This window comes from Litoreibacter ponti (genome assembly GCF_003054285.1).
GTDB lineage: Bacteria > Pseudomonadota > Alphaproteobacteria > Rhodobacterales > Rhodobacteraceae > Litoreibacter > Litoreibacter ponti.
In genome coordinates this window covers 510142-531076 of sequence record NZ_QBKS01000001.1, presented here as the reverse complement: position 1 = coordinate 531076, position 20935 = coordinate 510142, and the positions used below count along the sequence as shown (strand labels likewise).

At 64.4% G+C, this 20935-nt stretch carries 21 protein-coding genes; 6 read left to right on the top strand and 15 right to left on the bottom strand.

Annotated features, from left to right (window positions below):
* Positions 1–55: 55 nt before the first annotated feature.
* A complete protein-coding gene (locus tag C8N43_RS02780; protein WP_107844148.1) occupies positions 56–559 on the top strand; it encodes a flavin reductase family protein in 504 nt (167 codons plus the stop codon).
* On the opposite strand, the gene C8N43_RS02775 is transcribed toward C8N43_RS02780, so the two are convergent.
* Positions 552–1712 carry a M20 aminoacylase family protein gene (locus C8N43_RS02775; RefSeq protein ID WP_107844147.1) on the bottom strand — a complete coding sequence of 387 codons (1161 nt, stop codon included), beginning with the start codon at positions 1710–1712 and terminating at the stop codon, positions 552–554. The genes C8N43_RS02780 and C8N43_RS02775 overlap by 8 nt on opposite strands.
* Positions 1713–1769: 57 nt before the next feature.
* On the opposite strand from C8N43_RS02775, the gene mazG reads away from it, so the two are divergent.
* The 3 genes from mazG to C8N43_RS02760 are packed head-to-tail and all read left to right on the top strand — an operon-like array spanning position 1770 to position 3596.
* Entirely contained in the window at positions 1770–2582 is an 813-nt protein-coding gene (gene mazG / locus C8N43_RS02770; RefSeq protein ID WP_107844146.1) for a nucleoside triphosphate pyrophosphohydrolase, read from the top strand.
* 28 nt (positions 2583–2610) lie between these two features.
* Complete coding sequence (locus C8N43_RS02765) at positions 2611–3330, top strand: DUF1194 domain-containing protein (protein ID WP_107846211.1); 720 nt, start codon at positions 2611–2613, stop codon at positions 3328–3330.
* 35 nt (positions 3331–3365) lie between these two features.
* Positions 3366–3596 carry an N-(5'-phosphoribosyl)anthranilate isomerase gene (locus tag C8N43_RS02760; RefSeq protein WP_107844145.1) on the top strand — a complete coding sequence of 77 codons (231 nt, stop codon included), beginning with the start codon at positions 3366–3368 and terminating at the stop codon, positions 3594–3596.
* Positions 3597–3648: 52 nt separating this feature from the next.
* Here C8N43_RS02760 and C8N43_RS02755 read toward each other — a convergent pair whose 3' ends face one another.
* Entirely contained in the window at positions 3649–5214 is a 1566-nt protein-coding gene (locus C8N43_RS02755; RefSeq protein ID WP_107844144.1) for a helicase HerA-like domain-containing protein, read from the bottom strand.
* A 510-nt stretch (positions 5215–5724) separates the two neighbouring features.
* On the opposite strand from C8N43_RS02755, the gene C8N43_RS02750 reads away from it, so the two are divergent.
* Positions 5725–6384 (top strand): invasion associated locus B family protein, encoded by a 660-nt coding sequence (locus C8N43_RS02750; protein ID WP_107844143.1) that lies wholly within the window; start codon positions 5725–5727, stop codon positions 6382–6384.
* A gap of 52 nt (positions 6385–6436) precedes the next feature.
* Here C8N43_RS02750 and C8N43_RS02745 read toward each other — a convergent pair whose 3' ends face one another.
* Both C8N43_RS02745 and C8N43_RS02740 read right to left on the bottom strand, forming a co-directional pair.
* A complete protein-coding gene (locus C8N43_RS02745) occupies positions 6437–6712 on the bottom strand; it encodes a hypothetical protein (protein ID WP_107844142.1) in 276 nt (91 codons plus the stop codon).
* Between the two features lie 48 nt (positions 6713–6760).
* Positions 6761–9535, bottom strand: a complete 2775-nt coding sequence (locus C8N43_RS02740) for a bifunctional [glutamate--ammonia ligase]-adenylyl-L-tyrosine phosphorylase/[glutamate--ammonia-ligase] adenylyltransferase (protein WP_107844141.1) — start codon at positions 9533–9535, stop codon at positions 6761–6763.
* Positions 9536–9613: 78 nt separating this feature from the next.
* Here C8N43_RS02740 and C8N43_RS02735 point away from each other — a divergent pair, with 78 nt between their 5' ends.
* Positions 9614–10081, top strand: coding sequence for a YbaK/EbsC family protein (locus C8N43_RS02735; protein ID WP_107846210.1), 468 nt, complete (start codon positions 9614–9616; stop codon positions 10079–10081).
* On the opposite strand, the gene lpxB is transcribed toward C8N43_RS02735, so the two are convergent.
* The 11 genes from lpxB to uppS all read right to left on the bottom strand — a co-directional run bounded on the left by lpxB (position 10078) and on the right by uppS (position 20870).
* Positions 10078–11244, bottom strand: a complete 1167-nt coding sequence (lpxB, locus tag C8N43_RS02730) for a lipid-A-disaccharide synthase (RefSeq protein ID WP_107844140.1) — start codon at positions 11242–11244, stop codon at positions 10078–10080. The genes C8N43_RS02735 and lpxB overlap by 4 nt on opposite strands.
* Complete coding sequence (locus tag C8N43_RS02725; RefSeq protein ID WP_146174148.1) at positions 11241–12167, bottom strand: LpxI family protein; 927 nt, start codon at positions 12165–12167, stop codon at positions 11241–11243. Before C8N43_RS02725 ends, lpxB begins: the two co-directional genes overlap by 4 nt.
* Positions 12167–12952, bottom strand: coding sequence for an acyl-ACP--UDP-N-acetylglucosamine O-acyltransferase (gene lpxA / locus C8N43_RS02720; RefSeq protein WP_107844139.1), 786 nt, complete (start codon positions 12950–12952; stop codon positions 12167–12169). Before lpxA ends, C8N43_RS02725 begins: the two co-directional genes overlap by 1 nt.
* Positions 12949–13404 (bottom strand): 3-hydroxyacyl-ACP dehydratase FabZ, encoded by a 456-nt coding sequence (gene fabZ, locus C8N43_RS02715; protein ID WP_107844138.1) that lies wholly within the window; start codon positions 13402–13404, stop codon positions 12949–12951. The genes lpxA and fabZ overlap by 4 nt, the downstream gene beginning before the upstream one ends.
* 89 nt (positions 13405–13493) lie before the next feature.
* Positions 13494–14108 (bottom strand): OmpH/Skp family outer membrane protein, encoded by a 615-nt coding sequence (locus C8N43_RS02710; protein ID WP_107844137.1) that lies wholly within the window; start codon positions 14106–14108, stop codon positions 13494–13496.
* Positions 14109–14111: 3 nt separating this feature from the next.
* Positions 14112–16457, bottom strand: coding sequence for an outer membrane protein assembly factor BamA (gene bamA / locus C8N43_RS02705; protein ID WP_107844136.1), 2346 nt, complete (start codon positions 16455–16457; stop codon positions 14112–14114).
* A gap of 129 nt (positions 16458–16586) precedes the next feature.
* Positions 16587–16712 (bottom strand): hypothetical protein, encoded by a 126-nt coding sequence (locus C8N43_RS19870; protein WP_281257868.1) that lies wholly within the window; start codon positions 16710–16712, stop codon positions 16587–16589.
* A 63-nt stretch (positions 16713–16775) separates the two neighbouring features.
* On the bottom strand, positions 16776–18110 hold the full coding sequence (gene rseP, locus C8N43_RS02700; RefSeq protein ID WP_107844135.1) for an RIP metalloprotease RseP: 1335 nt from the start codon (positions 18108–18110) through the stop codon (positions 16776–16778).
* A 34-nt stretch (positions 18111–18144) separates the two neighbouring features.
* Positions 18145–19323: a 1-deoxy-D-xylulose-5-phosphate reductoisomerase gene (gene dxr / locus C8N43_RS02695; RefSeq protein ID WP_107844134.1), complete on the bottom strand. Its 1179-nt coding sequence runs from the start codon at positions 19321–19323 to the stop codon at positions 18145–18147.
* Positions 19320–20108, bottom strand: coding sequence for a phosphatidate cytidylyltransferase (locus C8N43_RS02690; RefSeq protein WP_107844133.1), 789 nt, complete (start codon positions 20106–20108; stop codon positions 19320–19322). Before C8N43_RS02690 ends, dxr begins: the two co-directional genes overlap by 4 nt.
* Positions 20109–20141: 33 nt before the next feature.
* Entirely contained in the window at positions 20142–20870 is a 729-nt protein-coding gene (gene uppS / locus C8N43_RS02685) for a polyprenyl diphosphate synthase (RefSeq protein WP_107844132.1), read from the bottom strand.
* Between the last annotated feature and the right edge of the window lie 65 nt (positions 20871–20935).

Genomic DNA, 20935 nt, shown 5'->3' with positions numbered 1-20935 from the left:
AGGCTTGCGCCTAGGTTGCAGGCAAGGCAGAGAAGACCAAACAGAGCAGGCTCCCATGACATCATCCCAACAGCCCCCCTTGCGTGACGCGTTTCTGGACGCGATGAGCGGGCTTGTCTCGTCGGTCACCATCGTGACCACCGATGGCGACGCGGGGCGCGCCGGGGCGACGGTCTCTGCGATCACGTCGGTCTCTGCCGATGGCGACGCGCCCACGATGCTGGTCTGCCTGCATCACGAGACCTCCGCCGCGCCCGCGATCATGGCCAACAAGTGCTTTTGTATCAACGTGTTGAGCGCCGATCAGACCGAGATTGCCAATGTATTCGCCTCCCGCACACCGCCCCCCGGCGGCGACAAGTTCAGCGCAGGGATCTTCGAGCCCATGCAAACCGGCGCGCCCGGGCTGAAATCCGCGCTGGCGCGGTTCGACTGCACACTGGTCTCGGACGAGCGGATCGGCACGCACCACGTCATGATCGGCGCCGTGCGCGCGGTGGCCCGAAATGATGGCGCGCCGCTGCTTTACGGCAAACGGGACTATCAGGCGCTCAAATAGGCTGCGCCGTCTCCACCAGCCGCGCAAAGAACGACGCACCGTAAGGCGCGGCCTCATCATTAAAATTGTAATTCGGATTGTGCAGCCCCGCGCCCTCCCCTTGGCCGAGGAACAGGTACGCGCCCGGGCGGGCCTCCAGCATATAGGCGAAATCCTCCGCCCCCATCTCGCGCCCGCCATTACGTACCACGCCCGCAGCCCCCGCAACCTCCGCCGCCACGTCCGCCGCGAACATCGCCTTGTCGCCATTGTTGACCGTGGCCGGGTAGCCGCGCTCATAGGACAGCCGCGCCTCGACGCCGTAGCTTGCCGCCTGACCCGCGACAATCTCGCCCAAACGACGCTCCACCATGTCCTGCACGGTCGGATCAAACGTGCGCACGGTGCCATTGATATAAGCCCCGTCGGGGATGATGTTGTCCGCGCTGCCCGTATGGATTTGCGTCACCGACACCACAAGATCATCCAGCGAGCGGTGGTTGCGCGAGACAATCGTCTGGATCGCGTTGCAGATGCCCAGACACGCAACGACCGGGTCGCGGGTCTCGTGCGGATAGGCCCCGTGGCCGCCCACCCCGTCGATATGGATGTGGAACGTATCAACGGCGGCCATGATCGCGCCTGGCGTCGTCGTGAACGATCCTAAAGGCGCACTTGGCGTGTTGTGCAGCGCGTAGACCTCCTTGATGTCGAAGCGGTCCATGATCCCCTCTTCGACCATGACGCCCGCGCCGCCGCCGCCCTCCTCCGCGGGCTGGAAGATCAGCGCGACCCGTCCCTTGAAGCGCCGCGTCTCCGCCAGGTATTTCGCAGCCCCCAGCAGCATGGTCGTATGCCCGTCATGGCCGCAGGCATGCATCTTGCCGGGAATTTTCGAGGCATAATCCAGCCCCGTCGTCTCCTGCATCGGCAGCGCGTCCATATCGGCGCGCAGGCCAATCGTCGGCCCCTCGCCCTGCCCCTCGATAATCGCCACCACGCCGCTTGTCGCGATACCCTCGTGGATCTCGCTAATCCCGAACTCCCGCAGCCGCTCAACCACGAAACCTGCGGTCTCGTGACACTCGAATTGCAACTCGGGATGCTGGTGCAGCCAGCGCCGCCAGGTCTTCATATCCTCGGCATAGTCGGCGATGCGGTTGACGGGTGGCATGGGCGCGCTCCTTGGGGTTAGATGCGCGCAGTCTTCCCCAAGCCCAAGGCCCGCGCAATGCCCGATCTGATCTATGACAGCACACAGCCCATGGCCCGCCTGATCGAGATCATGCGCCGCCTGCGCGACCCCGAGACCGGCTGCCCATGGGATGTCGAGCAGGATTTCGCCTCCATTGCGCCTTACACGATTGAAGAGGCCTACGAGGTCGCCGATGCGATTGAGCGCCGGGATTGGAATGAGTTGAAGGGCGAGCTGGGCGATCTGCTGCTGCAAACGGTCTATCACACGCAGATGGGCACGGAGGCGGGGCATTTTGACTTTGCGGAGGTCGCCAATGCCATCTCCGACAAGATGATCGCCCGTCACCCCCATGTCTTTGGCGACGAGAGCCGCGACAAGTCCGCCGAACAGCAGACCGCTGATTGGGAAAAGATCAAAGCGGCCGAGCGTGCGGGCAAGGATCAAGGCGGCACGCTCGACGGTGTCGCCATCGGCCTGCCCGCGCTTCTTCGGGCGCTGAAGCTGCAGAAACGTGCCGCCCGCGTGGGCTTCGACTGGCCGTCCACCGACGAGGTGCTCGACAAGATCGTCGAGGAGTCCCGCGAGCTGGTCGAGGCGCGCGAGACGCTGTCCCAGGCCGAGATCGAAGAAGAATTCGGCGACCTGCTGTTTGTCATGGCCAATCTCGGCCGCCATCTGGGGCTGGATCCGGAATCCGCCCTGCGCGCCGCCAACGCCAAGTTCACCCGCCGGTTCGAGCAGGTCGAGGCCTTGCTGGCCGCCCGCGGCAAACGCCCCACCGACAGCGACCTCGCCGAGATGGACGCACTTTGGGATCAGGCCAAGGCCGAAGAACGCTTGCCTTAAGATCGCGACTGGCTACCCTTAGGTCATGCTGCGTTCTCTGATCATGACCCTTCTGCTCTCCGCCGCCCCGGCTCAGGCCCAGCAGCTTCGTGAGACGGGGTTGGAGCTGGTGCTGCTTGCCGACGCCTCCGGCTCCATCGACGCGCAGGAGCTGGCGTTTCAACGCCAAGGCTACGCGGAAGCGCTGACCGACCCGATGGTGCTGGACGCGATTGAAAGCTCGATTTATGGCTCCATCGCGGTGACTTATGTCGAATGGGCGACCAACACGGCCCAGGTGGTCGACTGGACAATCATCGCGGGCCCCGACAGTGCCACTGCCTTTGCCGACGCCTTGATGACGACGCCGCAACGCGCCTTCGGGCGCAACGCCATTGGCACGGCGTTGATGGAAGGGATGCGCCTGATCACTGACAATGACATCCGCGCGCCTCGCGCTGTCATCGACTTCTCTGGCGACAGTATCCGCAATTCTTCGGGGCCGAATATCTCGACCGCGCGCGCCGCGGTGCTGGAGGCCGGGATCACGATCAACGCCCTGCCGATCCTTCGCCCGGAGGACGGTCGCCGCGCGGGCAGCAATCTGGAAGCCGAGTACCAGGAACGCATCATCGGCGGCCCCGGCGCCTTCATGGTCACAGCCGAGAGCCGCGCCACCTTTGCCGAAGCCGTGCGCCGCAAGCTGTTTCTAGAGATCGCAGGGCACACACCGCAAAGCTTTGACTTCGCAAAACTCGATCCGGATTAAGACAAATGCAAGAGATACTGCGCTAGGTCATCCCAATGACCCAGACGCTCAAACTTCTTCCGCCTGACCTTTGGTTTAATCAGCTTTTTGCCACGAAATCCGCTCAGCGCGGCGGGGTCGTCCGCCGCGCCGTGCGCGATGTGGAGCGGGTCATGGGACGGGCGCAGTTTGAGGCGATGATCAAGGAGCGCGGTTTTCAGGCCATTGAAAATGGCGAGCAATACATCGTCCTGTGCAACCAGCGCCCGGTCCGCCTCATCCGATAGAAAATCATTCAAAATGATTTTCGGGAAACTATTTTGAATAGTTTCCCGCCGCCTAGCGGCCCTTGAACAGCGACCCCATGATCCCGCGCACAATGGCGGTCCCGGCCTTGGTCCCGATGGAGCGCATCATCGACTTCGCAAAGGCCTCCCCCACAGAGTCGCCGCGTCGCGAGCGCGTCCGCGTCGTCTTGGTTTTCGAGGTCGACCGCTTCACCCGCGTCCCGGAATAGCGCCGCCCGGTCTGATACTCCCGGTCCCGCGCCTCCATCTCCTCTTCCTTGGCCTCCGCTTCCTCTGCCGCTTTCGCCGCGTCCGCGGCGCGCTTGGCGAGCATCTCGAAGGCCGAGTTGCGATCCAGCACCGTCTCGTACTTACCCGCCACCGGCGAGCCCGCGATCGCGGCATTGCGCGACGCGGTATCCAGCGGCCCCAGCTGCGAGGAAGGCGGACGGATCAGGGTCCGCTCGGCCACGCCCGGCATGCCCTTCTTGATCAGAAATGACGTCACTGCTTCGCCGACACCCACCTCCTTGATCGCGTCCTCGATATCGAAGCGCGGGTTCTCGCGATACGTGTCGGCCGCCGAGCGCAGATCCTTCTGGTCCTTGCGGGTAAAGGCCCGCAGCGCATGCTGCACGCGGTTGCCCAACTGCCCCAGAATGTCCTCCGGCACGTCCGCAGGTTTCTGCGTAATGAAATAGACGCCCACCCCCTTTGAGCGGATCAGCCGCGCAACCTGCTCCACCTTGTCGACCAGCGCTTTCGGCGCGCCATCAAACAGCAGATGCGCCTCGTCGAAGAAGAACACGAATTTCGGCTTGTCCGGGTCGCCCACCTCGGGCAGCGTCTCGAACAGCTCGGACAGCAGCCACAGCAGGAAGGTTGCGTAAAGACGAGGCGCGCCCATCAGCTTGTCGGCGGCCAAAATGTTGATCTGCCCGCGCCCGTCCGCGCCCACATGGAACATGTCTTCAAGCTCCAGCGCGGGCTCCCCGAAGAAATCGGCCGCCCCCTGGTTTTCCAGCACCAGCAATCGCCGCTGGATCGCCCCGACAGACTGGGACGACACGAAACCGTAGCGGAGCGCCAGCGTCTTGGCATTCTCACCGATCCATACCAGCAGCGCCTGCAGATCTTTCAGGTCCAGCAGCGGCAGGCCTTCTTCGTCGGCCACGCGGAAGGCGATGTTGAGGATGCCTTCCTGCGCCTCGCTCAGCTCCATCAGCCGCGACAGCAGCAGCGGGCCCATCTCGGACACCGTGGTGCGCACCGGATGGCCCTTCTCGCCATACATGTCCCAGAAAGTGACGGGGAACGCGGTGTAGGTGTAATCGGTGAACCCGATCTTCTGGACGCGCTCGGTAAAGGCGCCGTGCAGTTTGAAATCGGGCGAGCCGGAGGCCGCAAGCCCCGACAGATCGCCTTTCACATCTGACATGAAGACCGGCACGCCGGCGTTGGACAGATTCTCGGCCAGAATTTGCAGCGTCACCGTCTTGCCGGTGCCCGTCGCGCCCGCGATCAACCCGTGCCGGTTGGCATATTTAAGCAGCAATTCCTGCGGCTCCGTATAGCCTTCGCCGCCGCCACCTACGAAAATTCCACCCAAATCAGCCATCAAACCGCCCCCGTACCCATGTTCGCGCAAGTTTTCTTTGCACCTACAATACCTTGTTAACTTCTTTGTGCCAGAGTGATCCGCATGGCGATGCGCCGCGTTTGAAGATCTCCTCCGAAAACGCACCGGTGCGTTGGCATGACTTCCTCCCTGTCGACTGGGCCGTGTCCAAGGACACGGCCTTTTTTTGTCCACGTGAGCCGGTCGCTCTAAGATGTGATCAAATCTCAAAGAATTCCGGTTGACCCATGCCATCGCGCGCCATAACGTCTCGCATATAAGTCGGCCTAGTCCGACAGGGAGAAGACAATTCGGGAAAAGGGTCAGCGCAAGCCGGCCCTTTTTTCACGTCAGATGCCAGGTCAGACCGCCCGCTCGCCACGGCATCCTGATTACCAAGCAACCATGAAAAGAGCGTGACCCCGCGCAACGATGTGTTTTCCCGCCTGACACTCGCTGCGGCCCATGTTAAACCTCCGCAAATTTCAAAAACCGAGCAACAGGACCCCAATGTCTGAGTATCTTAAATCCCTGATGATTGGCGCGGCCATCGCCGCTTTCGTGTCGACCGGCGCCGTGGCGCAAACCGCGACCGAGACCACCGAAGAGGCCCCTGCCGCGGGCGCGCAAACCACAACCGAGGCCCCCACAGAGGGCGAGACGACCGAGCGCGCCGACGGGCTAAGCACCGGCCAAGAGATCATCGAGGTCGGCACGACCTACCGCATCTCCGAGCACGGCGATTGGGAATTGCGCTGCATCAAGGCCCCCGAGGGCACCAAGGATCCCTGCCAGCTCTACCAGCTGCTGTCCGACCAGCAGGGCAACTCCGTGGCCGAGATAAACCTCTTCCCGCTTCCCGAAGGCGACCAGCTGGCCGCAGGCGCAACCATCGTGACCCCGCTGGAAACCCTGCTGACCCAGCAGGTGAAACTGGCGGTCGATGGCGGGCAGGCCAAGGTCTACCCCTTCACCTTCTGCACGCAAGTCGGCTGCTTTGCCCGCGTGGGCTTCACCGATGGCGATGTCGCAGCCTTCAAGCGCGGCAATGCCGCCAAGATCACGGTGGTTCCCGCGCAGGCCCCCGATCAGGTGGTCGAGCTGACCATGTCGCTGAAAGGCTTCACCGCCGGGATGGACGCCGCCACGGCAAACGCCCGCGCCGAGTAATCGGAACGACACCAATTTTAAGCCGCGTGGCCCAATGGGCACGCGGCTTTTTTCATGTCTTGGAAGACAGGCGCGCTGCGCGCCCTCCGCGACGGCGCGGGGTCGGCGGCGTCAAAAGTCCCTCGCGCAGGACCTCGCCCATGGGATGCGTTTGAGCATCCAGCGCATAGGCTTCAAGAAGGGCCTGGATCGCGTCCGTCGCTGCCAAACCGTCCGGCAGGGTCAGCGCCCAATCCAGAAAGATCGAGCGGCACTCGCCCTTGGTGATCCCCTCGATCCGGAACGCCTCGCGGATCAGGCCCTTGCGGTCGATTGTCTGCAGCTCCATGCCGGTCGCCCCTGTTATCGCTCGGCGCAATTTAGCACGGGCCACGCCCTAGGACAGCGCCTTGTCCACGACCCCCGCCGCCTGTTTGCGACAATTTTCAAGCCGCGCGGCCAGCGCGTCGAGACTGTCGCACCCGCATTCGCGCAGCAAAAGGCGCAAGCCCCCTTCCCCGATCTCGTCTGGGTCCAGCGGTTTGGCCGTCAGAAGCCGCGCCGCAAGCTGCACCCGGGAGTACAGATCATGGGCCTGCGCCAACGTCGCCGCGTCCTCCGTCGTGATCAGCCCTGCATCCACGCCCGTGTCCAGCTGTTCCGTCAGCCCCCGCGCAGCACTGCGCGCCATCAGCCCGATGGCCTGGCTACACAGCTCGACATCCTGCATGCCGCCGGGGCCGCCTTTGACATCCCACGTGCCGCGCCCGCGCCCGGCCTCCGCCAGGCGGACCCGCATTTCCTGTGTCTCGCGCTTGATCTGCTCGATCGGGTAGCCATCGGTCAGCACATCCACGCGCACCTCTTCGACCCGCGCGCGCAACTCCGCCGCGCCAAAGACCGGGCGGGCGCGGGTCAGCGCCAGATGCTCCCATACCCAGGCCTCGCCCTTCTGGTAGCCCGCATAGGACGCCAGCGAGGTCGCCACCGGCCCCGACTGCCCCGAGGGGCGCAGGCGCAAATCCACCTCGTAGAGCCGCCCTTCCGCCATGGGCGCAGACAATGCCGTGACCAGCGCTTGGGTCAATTTCGCGTAGTAGCTGCGCACGGGCAGAGACCGCGGGCCGGTTGAGATCTCTTCGTCCCCCGGTTCGTAGATCACGATCATGTCCAGATCGGACACCGCCGATAATCGCCCCACGCCAAGCGATCCCATCGCCAAAACCAGCGCGCCCTGCCCTGGCGGCGGGCCGTGCTTGCGGGCGAACTCGTCCGTGACCACCGCCATCAACGCGCTCACCGTGGCCTCCGCCAAATCGGCATATTGCGCCGCGACATCGCCCGCCTCCAGAAGCTGCTGCAGGTGATGCACGCCGATCCGGAAGTGCCATTCCTTCTGCCAGCGCCGCGCGGTGTCGAGCTTGGCCTCGTAGTCTGGCGCTTGGCGCATCTGCTCGGCCAGCTCCGCCCGCAGCGCGTCTACCCCCGGCCACGGCGCGAAAAAGCCGCCGCCGATCACCGCGTCCAGCACGGCGGCGTTGCGCGACAGGTAGGTTGCCAAAGCGGGCGAGGTCGCGCAAATCTCGACAATCAACGCCGCAAGCTTCGGGTTCGCGTCAAAGAGCGAGAACACCTGCACCCCTGCCGGCAATCCCGACAGGAACCGCTCGAACTCCGCCATCGCTTCGCGCGGGCGCGGGGCGCGGGCCATCTGTGCCAGCACGCCCGGGAAGACGCGCTGGAACAGGGTTACCGCCCGCTCCGAGCGCAAGGCCGGAAGGCTGCGCCAGCGCTCCAGATAGCTTTGCGCGCTTTCCAATTCCGACGGTACGTCTCCGCCTGTCTCATCCGCTTCCGGTGCGAAGAACTCGTCTGTGACCGCGGCAACCTGGTCCAATCGCTCCAACACACGCGCGCGAAAGCTTTCGGTCTCCGCAAATCCCATGAACCGCGCCAGGCGGTCAAACCCTTGCGAATTCTTCGGCAGGTCATGGGTCTGCGCGTCCCCGATCATCTGCAGCCGATGCTCCACCTCGCGATGCGCAACATAGGATGCCGCCAGTACTTGCGCGGCCTCAGCGGGAATCCACCCCGCATCGACAAGGCAGGACAGCCCCTCCAGCGTGCCGCGCGCGCGCAAGGACGCATCGCGCCCCCCCGCGATCAGTTGTCGGGTCTGGGTGAAGAACTCGATCTCGCGGATGCCGCCCGCACCGAGCTTCATGTTGTGCCCCTCCAGAGCCATCTCGCCGCCCAAGCCCTTGTGGCTTCGGATACGCAGACGCATGTCATGGGCGTCCTGAATGGCGGCAAAGTCGAGATGCTTGCGCCAGATGAACGGCGCCAACCGCTGCAAAAACGCGTCGCCCGCCGCGATGTCCCCCGCACAGGGCCGCGCCTTGATGAAGGCCGCGCGCTCCCACGTGCGCCCGACGCTCTCGTAATAGCGCTCTGCAGCCTCCATCGCGATGCAGACGGGTGTGACGGAGGCATCGGGACGCAGACGCAAATCCGTGCGGAACACGTAGCCGTCGGCGGTCACATCCGACATCATCCCCATCAGCGCCCGGGTGATCTTGACGAAGGTCGCGCGGGCCTGCGTGTAGTCGTCAGGCGCAAAGCGGCTCTCATCGAACAGGCAAATCAGATCGATGTCGGAGGAGTAGTTCAGCTCATACGCCCCCATCTTGCCCATCGCCAGCACGCACATCCCGCCGCCGGTCTCGGCATCTTCGGGCTTGAGCCCCGGCAGCGCGCCGCGGGCGATTTGCGCGGCCACAAGCGCGCTTAGACCGACCTGCAGGCAGCGATCGGCCAGCTCGGTCAGGCAATGGGTGACGGTCTCCAGCGGCCAGAGCCCGCCCAGATCGGCAAGCGCCGTCAGCAAAGCGATCCGCCGCTTGGCCTGCCGAAACGCGGGCTTCAAATCCTCCGCCGCGGCAATGTCGGCCCAAACGCCATCCCGAAGCGCGTCGGCCTCATGGGTCGCAAACGTCCGGACCCACTCCGCCTCCCGCCGCATCAGCCCCGCGAGATAGCCGCTGCAGGACGCCGCGGCCTCAAGCAGCGCGCAGAGCGGCTCCGGCACGTCCCCGAACTCCGCGCGGATATCGGCGGCGACGGTCTCATCATAGATCAACGGGCTGCGGGAGATGCGGTCACTGAATGCCATAGTGCCACGATGGAAGCGCCGCTCGGTGGCGTCAACCGCCGGTTGCGTGCCCCGCGCGACATGCTACCTCTTGGCCGCATGAGCAAGAGTTTGAAACGGGTCCGCGCCGCACTCGAGGCCGCGGGGCTGGACATCATCATCATTGAGACCACCGAGTTGACCCGAACCGCCGCTCAGGCCGCGGCGGAGGCCGGTTGCCATGTCGACCAGATCGCCAAGTCGATCATCTTCCGTGGTGAGACCTCGGGCGAGGCCGTGTTATTCTTGACCGCGGGCGGAAATCAGGTCGATGCCAGCAAGGCCAGCGCGCTGGCGGGCGAGCCTTTGGGCAAAGCCGACGCCGCTTTGATCCGGGCGCAGACGGGGTTTGCCATCGGGGGCGTCTCGCCGGTGGGCCACCTGAGCCCGATCCGGGCCTTCATCGACCCGCGTCTTACCGAGTTCGGGGTGATCTGGGCCGCCGCAGGCACCCCGCGCCATATCTTCGCCCTCGCGCCCGATGATCTGATCGCGCTGACCGGTGGCGCGATTGCGGAGTTCACCTAGACACCGGCCACCCGCGAGACCACCCGCGCGGCCCGCAGGCCCGGCGGCTCGTCGCCGCGACCCAGCCGCTCCATCGTGATCTCCGCCGCCGCTGCCTGCGCCGCCCGGTCGGGCCCGGAGCCCAAAAGTTCCGTTACCGCGCGCGCGATATCGGCGGGCTTGCAATCGGCGCCCAGGAATTCCGGCACGGTGCGGGTCTCGGACACAAGGTTGACCAGCGTCACCGTGTCGATCCGCAACATCGCCTTGATCATCTGGCGCGAGAACCAGTTCATGTCATAGGCGATCACCATCGGGGTCGCGTTGGCCGCAAGCTCCAGCGACACGGTGCCGGACGCCGCGAGCGCCACATCGGCGGCGGCAAAGGCCGCGCGCTTCTCTGCCAGCGCCGCTTCGGCGTCCATGGCGCGCGGGTCCAGCACTACGGGATTGCCCGGCCAGCGCGCCACTTGCGCCTGAACCAGCGACGCGACCGGGGCGGCGGCCGGCACCACCACCCGGACGTCCGGTCGGGCCTCTGCCACCCGCCGCAACGTGTCGCCAAAGATGTCGCCCAGCCGCGTGACCTCGCCTTTCCGCGATCCCGGCAATGCCAGCACCAGCGGCGCATCCCCCAGACCATGGGCCGCGCGAAAGTCCCGCGCGGCGTGGAGGTCCGCGACAGGCTCCGCCACGACCGGGTGGCCTACGAAGTCACACGCGATCCCGGCGGCCTCCATATAGGGTGGCTCGAACGGCAGCAGGGCCAGCACATGATCCACAACGCCCACGAGACGTTCAACGCGTTTGGGCCGCCACGCCCAGACCGAGGGCGCGACGTAATGCACGATTGGCAGGTCGGAGACCTCCTTGACCTTACGCGCGACGCGCAGGCAGAAATCCGGGCTGTCGATGGTGACCAGCACATCCGCGCCGGAGCCCAGCACGTCGACCACCGCCTCGTCGCGCCGTTTGAACAGCGTGCGCAGTTTTGGCAGCACCTCGGCCAGGCCCATCACCGACAGCTCGTCCATCGCGAAGAGCGAGACCATGCCTTCGGCCTCCATCAACGGACCGCCGATGCCCTGAAACTGCACCTCCGGGTCAAGCTGGCGAAGCCCCGCCATCAAGGCTGCCCCCAGCCGGTCACCCGAGGGCTCGCCCGCGATCAGGTAGACCTTCACTCGCGCACCCAGAAGAGCAGGTTTTGCCGGTCGGCGATCTCGACGCACCGGTCAAACTCCAGCACCATGACCCCGCCCGCTTCGATCACCACGCCGCGCAAGCCGACCTCTGCGGCGCGAAGGAAGGTGAGCGGTCCGATCGTCGGCATATCGACCCGGCGGTCCTGCCCGGGCTTGGCGGCCTTTACCAAAAGCCCCCCTTGCGGCAGGTCCGGGTCGCGCACGCGGTCGACACCCGGCGCGCCCTCGCCCGTGCCGGTCAGCCAATCCGCTGCAAGCCCGATGGGATCGTCCCACGCATTGTCATTTGTCAGCGCCTTATGGCCCACCCCTTTGGGCCGAACCATGAGCGAGCGCATCATCCAGTCCGTGCCGCCCGCGGCCTCGATGGCGAGCGCCTGGCCCCCGGCCACGATGCAGGCCTGCCCCACATCGACCTTCGCCATCGCCCCGATGATCTCGACACCCCGGTCCGCGTCCCGCTTATCCTGATCGGACGGTTTCACGATCCCATGCGCGCCCGCATCCGGGATCAGGTCAGGTGCCAGGTCATGCGCCGCGATGATCTCGATCCCGGCTTCCTCGAAGAAGCCCAGCACCAGCCGCAGCGCGCCGTCATCGCCCGCCTGCAAGGCCGCCATCATCCGCGGGACAAGCGGCATGGTCGCGCTGTCAATCGCAGACGGGTCCAGCCGCGGGCGTGCGACGCGACCGGCAAAGCAGATCTGGTCCACGCCTACGGATCTGAGGTCGTTGATGAAGCTGCCAAGCGTCTCCACCCGGAAGCGCATCATCGGCCTGTCCCCGCGCGCATCGCTGGAGTGGCCCTCCATCTCGCAGTAGCGGAATGGGCGGCCCTCCGCCTCCAGCCTGCGGATCAGCACGCCGGGCAGCGCGCCCTCGCCTGCGACCAGCGCGAACATCAGCGCGGCGTCAGAAAGGACCGCCCGCTGTCGCCAAGGATGAACTCGACGACCTCGCGCACATATTCGCTGTCGGTCTCTTCGGACAGGCGGCGGGCACGGTCCTGAAACGCCCCATCCCCCTGTCGCAGCATCTGGTAGGCGGCGCGCAGTGCAGTGATATCCGCACGGTCCACGCCCCGGCGCTTCAGCCCGACATAGTTCAGCCCATCGAGCTCGCCGCGCGGGGCCTGCACAAGGCCGTAGGGAATGACATCATTGGTCACCATGGTCACCGCGCCGATGATCGCGCCGCGCCCGATGCGCACGAACTGATGGATGCCCGCCAGCCCGCCGATGATGACATTGTCCTCGATGATGCAATGGCCCGCGATGGCGCCCTGATTGGCGACGATGATCCCGTTGCCGAGGATCGCGTCATGGGCCACATGGGCACCGGTCATGAATAGGCAGTCATCGCCGACCTTGGTCAGCCCGCCGCCGCCCTCGGTGCCGGTGTTCATCGTAACGCCTTCGCGGATGCGGTTGCGCTTGCCGATCTCCAGCCGGGTCTCCTCGCCGCCGAATTTCAGGTCCTGCGGGATCTCCCCGATGGAGGCGAACGGGAAGATCACCGTGTCCTCGCCGACGCTGGTCCGCCCTGTGACGACCACATGGCTTTTCAGCACGACGCCGCGCGCCAGCGTCACGTTCGGACCGACGCAGCAGAACGGCCCGATGCTGACGCCATCGCCGATCTGCGCGCCCTCTTCGATCACGGCGCTTGGGTGGATGTCGGCGCTCACTTGGGCATGTCCATCATCGCGGTGAACTCCGCCTCTGCGGCCATCTCGCCCTCGACCGATCCCGTGCCTTTGAACTTCCAGACCTTGCCGCCGGGCTTGCCGCGGGTCACCGTTACATCCAGATGCAGCACGTCGCCCGGGACAACCTTGCGGCGGAACTTGCAGCCATCGATGGCCATGAAATAGACCAGCAGATCCTTGTCGGCCATGTCCATCGTGACCCCCACCATCACGGCGGCGGTCTGGGCCATCGCCTCAATGATGGTGACGCCGGGCATGATGGGCGTGCCGGGGAAGTGGCCCTGGAAATGCGGCTCGTTGAAGGTGACGTTCTTCATGCCGCGGGCAGAGATTCCGGCCTCGATATCGACCACCTTGTCGATCAACAAAAAGGGGTAGCGGTGCGGAATGATCCGTTGGATCAGGTCGATATCGGCGGTGGTCTGCGTCATGTGTCTTTCCTTATGCCCTTGTGCTGCGGGCCTGATGGTCTTTCGCGTAGCATCCGGCCCCGCGCCGCACAAGGCGCGCGACCGCCCGGTCATTGGTCATCGGACTCTGCATCGGCTTCCGGCAACGGAGCCGTCTCAACCTCGGTCGAGGGCCGTTGCTGTGGCACCTGCCCCGGATCCGGCGGCAAGGGCGCGGCCCCGATTATGCTGTCGACCCGCGCAATTGCGGCGTCCGTGATGTCGATCTGGCGGACCGAGAAGATCACCGCCTCATTGTTCAGGATCGCGATCGCGCCGGTCTCTTCCACCAGCTCTAGAAGCACCGGGAAGGCCGCCTCAAAAAACCGTGCACGCTCCTGCTCCGCGACGCGCCGGATGTTGTCGGCCTTGGCCTCTTGCGCGCGGCGAATACCCGTGACCCGCTCGTCGAAATCTTGCGCCAGTGCCGCGAAGGCCTCGGGGTCCATCTCCGCCCGCTCTTCGGTCAGGCGCAGCTCCTCGGTTTCCAACGCGGCTTCGATGCGCCGGTTCTCCTGGGACAGGTCCTGGGATTGCTGCTGCAGGTCGCTCTGCACCCGCTGGCCAAAGGCCGACGCGGTGTAGAGCCGATCCTGATCAAGGGTCAGGATGGGGCTCGATTGCTGCTGCGCGTACGCGGGCGCGGCGAGGCATGCGAGGACCAGCGCTGCGCCGCGACCATACATGGTCTAGAACCGGGTGGAGACCGTCAGGTCAAACGACTGTTCCTTGTCGAAATCCTCGGACACAAGCGCGCGCGAGAAGTTGAAGCGCAGCGGCCCTAACTGCGTGTCCCACAGCAGCGACACGCCAACGACGGAGCGCAGGGAGAAGCCATCGTCGACCACGCAATTGGGGGATGTCGCGGTCGAGCAATTCACATCGTCAAGGCCCCAGACCGAGCCTACATCGAAGAACGCGCCGCCGCGGATGCCGTATTCCTCGGGCAACCCCAGCGGGAAGTCGGCCTCCAGCCGCGCGACCGCAAAGAAGTTGCCGCCCAAAGCGTCGTCGGTGTTCGGGTCGCGGGGGCCGATGCCGGCCCCTTCAAACCCGCGCAACTTGCTGGGTCCAAGGAAGAAGCGCTCCGTGATGCGGCTGTTGCCTTCAAGCCGGGTATTTGCCCCAAACTCAAGCTCCGCGCGCAGGTTGACCTCTTCGCGGGCAACGCGCGTTTCCGCTGCCAGCAAGCCGGTCGTTTGCACATAACGCAGGCCGCCACCGATGCCCGCAATCTTCTGGCCGAACTGCAGCAGAACACCGCTGGTCGGGTTCAGGCCGGAGCGGCGCGTGTCGTAGGAGTACGTATAGCCGACAGCAGAGGTATAGGCCGAGCTCTCGTCGCGTCTGATAATGGGCGATACAGTGCTCTCCACGTTCTTGATGGAGTCCCGCGAAATCTGGTAGCTCAGGGTCAATCGCCCGTTCTCGCTGACCGGGAAGGTCAGGGACGGCTCGAACCCCACACGCAGTGTGTCGTAGTCCGAGAATTCTTGATCAGTCGTGCGGTAATAGGCTGTCAGCCCCAAGGCCAGATCACGACCAAGGAAGGCAGGCTCGACGAACCGCACATTCGTGTCTTGCGAGTCTGATCCGGTGTCGAAGGACAACCCAAGCGTCTGCCCGCGCCCTAGGAAGTTGCGCTCAAGGAAGTTGACGTTGAACGAGGTGCCAGCGTCCGCGCTGAAGCTGACCCCGAAGCCCAGCGAGCCCGTTGTCGTCTCGTCAACATCGACATCCACGACCACCTGCTCAGGGCCACTGCCCTCGCGGGTGTTTACGTCGACGTTGGAGAAGTAGTTCAGCGCCCGGATGCGCTCGGCCGCGTCGCGGATCTCGCGCGGATTGAAGGGATCCCCTTCCACCGTGTTGAACTGGCGGCGGATCACGCGATCCAGCGTCGTCGCGTTGCCCTCGATATCGATACGCTCGACAAAGACACGCGGGCCGCGAATGACGGCGAATTCAACATCGAGGCTGATATCAGCTTCGTTACGGGTGATGCGGGGCTCTACACGGATAAAGTTGAAACCCTTCTGGATCGCAAGCCGCTCCATCCGGGTGATCGTATTCTCGACACGGGCCGGCGAGTAGGTCTGGCCCGGCTTCAAGCGTGCAACGGCCTGAAACTCATCGATATCGATCTCCGGCAGGTCCGAGAAGGTCGTGACCTCGCCCACGGTGAATTGCTGCCCTTCGCGCACCCGGAAGGTCACGAAATAGCCGTCGCGGTTGCGCGTCAGCTCGGGCGTGGAGGACAGGACCTGAAAATCGACGTATCCGCGCGACAGGTAGAAGTCGCGCAGCAGCTGCCGGTCAAATGCAATCCGGTCGGCAAGAAACGTGTCCGACTGGATGATGGAGCGCAAGAGCCCTGCCTGCTTGGAGCCGATGACCCGCCGCAAGCGACGATCAGAATAGGCGCGGTTGCCCACAAAGCTGATGCGCTCGACCTCGACCACATCGCCTTCGGCAATCTCAAAGACCAGATCGACGCGGTTGTTGGAGCGCGGGATGATCCGGGGCGTCACAGTCGCCGCCACACGGCCTGCCTGATTGTAACCTTCGGCCAGAAGCGCAGCGTCGGCTTCCGCCGTCGAGGGATTGTAGACCCGGCGCGACTGCGATTGCAGCAGTGGCAGCAGGTCTTCGTCCTTCAGGCGCTTGTTGCCCTCGATGTTGACGCGGTTGATCGTGGGAAATTCCTTCACCGTGACCACAAGGCGGTTGCCCGCAGGCACAATATCGACCGTCTCGAACAGGCCCGATCGCTGCAATCGCTGCAGCGCGTCGTTCAGCTGGGCGGCCCCCACGTTCTGGCCGGGCTGGACATTAAGGAAGGATAGGATCGTCGCGTCTTCGATGCGCTGATTGCCTTCGATCTCGATCGATGAAACCGGGAAGCTTTGTGCGTAGGCCGGGGCCTGGCTGAGGCCTGCCACAGAGCCAATAGCGGCGCTGGCGATAAGCACCGTTCTAATACACTGAATCTTAAGAAAATGTCGTGTGTATTGCGCCGCTTTTGCGATCTTCATCTGCCCCGATCCCGCTCTTACACGCTATATTATGTGTCGGGTGTAGACCGAGTCTCAAGATTTGTCAAAAGCACATGCGCCGAAATCGGCGATGATTTGCAGGCGCTTAGTCGGAAAAATTACCGACCTTTACAGTCCCGCCAGAAGACCGGCCGTGCACAGCGCTGCACCCACTGCAACCGGCCACAACAGGCGGTCCCAGTTCAAACGCAGCAGAAGGCTCAGGCCCTGATAGCTGTTTTGGATGTGTTGCATTGGTCCAGTCCCTCAAATCACCGGACCAATATCGCCCTCAAATGTGGCGCGAATGGGGCGAGATCAGGGACAGAAAAGGTCATTTGACAGGGCGAAGACCATCAATGACAGCAGCAAGGTCAGGCCGCCCATCATCATAAAATTCAACGCCTTGTCGCTGGGCGGCTTGCCCATGACGGCCTCGTAGGCATGGAAGACCAGATGCCCGCCATCAAGCACCGGGATCGGGAACAGGTTCAACAGCCCCACGGCGGTCGACAGCACCGCGATGAACCAGATGAACTCCATCACGCCCTGGCTTGCCATGTCGCCCGAGGTCTGCGCGATGCCGATGGGCCCTTGGATGTTGCACGAGCTGATCGCGCCGGTAATCATGTGCCACATGCCCGACAGGCTCGACGTCGCGATGAACCAGGTCTGGTTCAAGCCGCCCAAAAGCGCCTCTCCGGCCCCGAGCGTCACGCGCGGCGGCTCGAAAAACGCGCCGCCCGAAAAGCCGATCAACCAGCGGGTCTCGAACCCGTCGCCAGTGGGCAGATCGCGCTGGCGCGGCGTGAGCGTCTTTTGCAAGGTTTCGCCGTCGCGCCAGACCTCCAATGCCAAGGGCGCGCCTTCGCTGGACTGGGCAAGCTCCTGCACTTCGCTCAGCGCATAGACCGCCTGCCCGTCCACCGACGTGATCACGTCGCCCACTTCCAGACCGCCATCCATCGCCGCGGATTTGGGCTGCAGCTGATCGATCACCGGCGGAAACGGAAACACGCTGTCGAAGCTCAGGCGGTCGCCGTCGCGTTCGACCTCGTAGCTCACACTGGGCGCCGGGTCGGCTTCGCGCGCCGCCGTGTAGAAGGCCGCCAGATCGGGGGTCTCGACGCCCGCCACGCTCAGCAGGCGGTCACCCGGCTCGAACAGCTCTTCCTGCCCCGGATGCGGCTTAACCTCGCCGATGACCGGATCATCGGTTGTCGTGCCGGAAAACAGGAAAATCCCGGTAAACACCAGAATGGAAAGGATAAAGTTGAAGACCGGTCCTGCCGCAACGGCGGCCGAGCGGCGCCACAGGTCGGCGCCATGCATCGTGCGTTTGCGTTCGGCCTCGCTCAGCTGGCTGATCGTCTCGCCATCCTTACCAGACGCCGCGTCCGCGTCGCCCAGAAACTTCACATAACCGCCAAAGGGCAATGCGGCGACCTGCCAGACCGTGCCACGCTTGTCGACGCGCGAGTAGATCACCGGGCCGAAGCCCAGCGAGAACACTTCCGCGTGGATGCCGCACCAGCGGCCGACGATGTAATGCCCGTATTCATGGATCGCGACGATCACCGACAGGGCCACGACGAACGCCACTAACGTACCCAAGAACCCACCAAAGCTCGGCATCATCCCGAGTATATCCATGTCGTCTGCCCTTCTCGTGCGTCGTCTTTTCAGCTCAGCCTTGCGCAAGGCCCCGAGCGACCTCTTGCGCCACCTGTCTGGCGAGATGGTCCACTGCGAGCACCTTATCAAGGGTGAGTGTGTCGCAACTAAGGCTATTTTGCCCCTGAAGCCGCATCAAAACCCCGTCAACAACCCGCGCCATGTCCAAAAAGCCGATCTCTTCGGCGATGAACGCATCAAGCGCCGCCTCCTTGGCCGCATTGAACGCGGCCCCGGACAGCCCGCCGGTCTCCATCACGTCGCGCGCCAGTCGCAACGCCGGATAGCGATCCGCACAGGCCTTGCGGAAATTGAGCGAGCCAATCTGCGCAAGATCGAGCCGGTCCACCGGCACATGGCCCCGGTCCGGCCAATGCAGCGCGTAGCCTATGGCGTGGCGCATATCCGGCGGCCCAAGATGCGCCATCAGCGCGCCGTCATTGAAACCGACCAAGGCGTGGATCAGGCTTTCGGGGTGCACGACCGCCTCGATCTGATCCGGCCTGACGCCAAAGAATTCTTTGGTTTCAATCAGCTCCATGGCTTTGTTAAACAAGCTCGCCGAGTCGATGGTGATCCGCTGTCCCATGTCCCAGTTTGGATGGGACGAGGCCTCGGCCAGCGTCGCGTGCTCCAGCGCCTCAATCGGCCAGTCGCGGAACGCGCCGCCCGAGGCGGTTATGATCACCCGCTCCACGGCGGCGATATCCTCGCCCACCAGCGCCTGGAAGACGGCCGAATGCTCGCTGTCCACCGGCAGGATCGTCGCGCCATGGCGTTTTGCTTCGGCCAGCAACAGCGGCCCCGCAGTCACAAGCGACTCCTTGTTGGCCAAGGCCAGCGTCTTGCCCTGCCGCAGCGCGCGCAGGCCGGGCGGCAGCCCCGCCGCGCCGACGATGGCCGACATGACCCAATCCGCGGGCCGATCTGCGGCCTCTTCCACCGCTTGCGCGCCCGCTGCGACCTCGATGCCCGTGCCGGACAGCGCCGCTTTCAGATCGTCGAAGCACTCATCAAACGCCGTCACCGCAAGATCGGCGCTCAGCGCCCGCGCCTGCTCTGCCAGTCGTGCCACGTTGCGCCCGCCGGTCAGGGCGACCACATCGTATGTCTCCGGCGCGCGGGCGATCAGGTCGACCGTGTTCTCCCCGATCGAGCCGGTGGAGCCAAAAATCGTGACCTTGCGCGTCACAGGGGGACCGGCGGGAAATCCACAAGCTGCTCGATCAGCAGCAGGAACACCGACGCGCCGAGCATGCCGTCAAAGCGGTCAAACACGCCGCCATGGCCCGGGATCAGGGCCGAGCTGTCCTTGACCCCCATCTTGCGCTTCATCGCGCTCTCCGCGATGTCGCCCATCTGCGAAGCCATTGAGATTGCGATGGAAATCCCGATGATTTCCACGCCCACGCCGGGTCCCATGAAGAAGACACCCACCACCGCGGCGGCGATCCAACCTGCCGCGGTCCCGGACCAAGTCTTCTTCGGGCTGACCTGCGGCCAGAATTTCGGCCCGCCCAGCAGACGGCCCGCAAAATAGCCGAATACATCGGTGGCAATCACCACCAGCGCCAGCCACAGCATCCATTGGAAGCCGAAATCGACGCGCTGCACCGCCAACCCGTAGCAGGCGATCACGATCAGCGCGGAGAACACGATGTAGAGCGTGCGGTTGCGCTCCAGCAGACCTATCCCCGCCAGCGCAGGGGCCAGCACGAAGGGCAGGCCCACGCCTTCGGGCAAGAAGCGCACCGCCAGAAACGATCCCGCCGCGATCAGGCCCATGGTGATGGCGCGGCGCGGGCCGCCGCCCAGCATGCGCACCAGCTCCCACACGAGCGCGGCGCAGATCACGGTCAGCAGGATCATGAACCAGATGCCCCCCGCCCAGACGGCGGCGATGCCCACCACGGCCATGACCGCGCCAGAGCTCATCCGCACGGCGAGATCGGCAAACTTTTCCGAAGTTGCGCTCATATCCCCTCCCAAAGATGCAAGCGGAGGCCTTTATCAGGCCTTCTTGACGGCCCCAAAACGACGATCGCGGCTGCCGTAGCGGCTGACCACGGCCTCGAACACGTCGGGGGTGAAATCCGGCCAATGGGTGTCGATGAACTCGTATTCCGCATAGGCCGATTGCCACAGCAGGAAGTTCGAGATGCGCGCCTCGCCCGAGGTCCGGATCACCAGATCGGGGTCCGGCAGCATGTAGGTATCAAGGAAGGACGCCAGCACTTCGGAGTTCACCTGATCGGGACGCAGCCGCTTTTCGGCAATCTCGACGGCCAGGCGCTGCGTCGCGCGGGTCACCTCGTCGCGCGCACCGTAGTTCAGCGCAATCGTCAGATGCGTGGTGTCGTTGTTCTCGGTCAGCTTCTCAAGGTAGTCCATCAGCGCCTGCAGCTTCTTGTCGAGCTTGTCGCGCTCGCCGATGAAACGCACCCGGGTGCCAAGGCGGTGCAGGTAGTTCGCCTCGCGCTGGATATAGCGGCGGAACAGCGCCATCAGGCCAGAGACCTCGGACTGGGTGCGCTTCCAGTTCTCGGTCGAGAAGGCAAACATTGTCAGGTATTTAACGCCGAGGCTCGGGCAGGTCTCCACCGCCTGGCGCACGCGCTTGGCACCCGCCTGGTGGCCGAACAGCCGCGGGCGTCCACGCTGCGTGGCCCAACGCCCGTTGCCATCCATGATGATGGCCACATGGCGGGGTCCGCCGGGATTGATGTCTGTGACGCTCATTGCTGCACCCTCAATTCTTTTCTTTTTTATTTCTTTAACGCAAAAGGCCGCCCCTGTCAGGCGGC

Coding starts and splice junctions, on each gene's coding strand:
- C8N43_RS02780 (WP_107844148.1), top strand. CDS start 56: ATGACATCATCCCAACAGCCCCCCTTGCGTGACGCGTTTCTGGACGCG.
- C8N43_RS02775 (WP_107844147.1), bottom strand. CDS start 1,712: ATGCCACCCGTCAACCGCATCGCCGACTATGCCGAGGATATGAAGACC.
- mazG (WP_107844146.1), top strand. CDS start 1,770: ATGCCCGATCTGATCTATGACAGCACACAGCCCATGGCCCGCCTGATC.
- C8N43_RS02760 (WP_107844145.1), top strand. CDS start 3,366: ATGACCCAGACGCTCAAACTTCTTCCGCCTGACCTTTGGTTTAATCAG.
- C8N43_RS02755 (WP_107844144.1), bottom strand. CDS start 5,214: ATGGCTGATTTGGGTGGAATTTTCGTAGGTGGCGGCGGCGAAGGCTAT.
- C8N43_RS02750 (WP_107844143.1), top strand. CDS start 5,725: ATGTCTGAGTATCTTAAATCCCTGATGATTGGCGCGGCCATCGCCGCT.
- C8N43_RS02745 (WP_107844142.1), bottom strand. CDS start 6,712: ATGGAGCTGCAGACAATCGACCGCAAGGGCCTGATCCGCGAGGCGTTC.
- C8N43_RS02740 (WP_107844141.1), bottom strand. CDS start 9,535: ATGGCATTCAGTGACCGCATCTCCCGCAGCCCGTTGATCTATGATGAG.
- C8N43_RS02735 (WP_107846210.1), top strand. CDS start 9,614: ATGAGCAAGAGTTTGAAACGGGTCCGCGCCGCACTCGAGGCCGCGGGG.
- C8N43_RS02725 (WP_146174148.1), bottom strand. CDS start 12,167: ATGTTCGCGCTGGTCGCAGGCGAGGGCGCGCTGCCCGGCGTGCTGATC.
- fabZ (WP_107844138.1), bottom strand. CDS start 13,404: ATGACGCAGACCACCGCCGATATCGACCTGATCCAACGGATCATTCCG.
- C8N43_RS02710 (WP_107844137.1), bottom strand. CDS start 14,108: ATGTATGGTCGCGGCGCAGCGCTGGTCCTCGCATGCCTCGCCGCGCCC.
- bamA (WP_107844136.1), bottom strand. CDS start 16,457: ATGAAGATCGCAAAAGCGGCGCAATACACACGACATTTTCTTAAGATT.
- C8N43_RS19870 (WP_281257868.1), bottom strand. CDS start 16,712: ATGCAACACATCCAAAACAGCTATCAGGGCCTGAGCCTTCTGCTGCGT.
- rseP (WP_107844135.1), bottom strand. CDS start 18,110: ATGGATATACTCGGGATGATGCCGAGCTTTGGTGGGTTCTTGGGTACG.
- C8N43_RS02690 (WP_107844133.1), bottom strand. CDS start 20,108: ATGAGCGCAACTTCGGAAAAGTTTGCCGATCTCGCCGTGCGGATGAGC.
- uppS (WP_107844132.1), bottom strand. CDS start 20,870: ATGAGCGTCACAGACATCAATCCCGGCGGACCCCGCCATGTGGCCATC.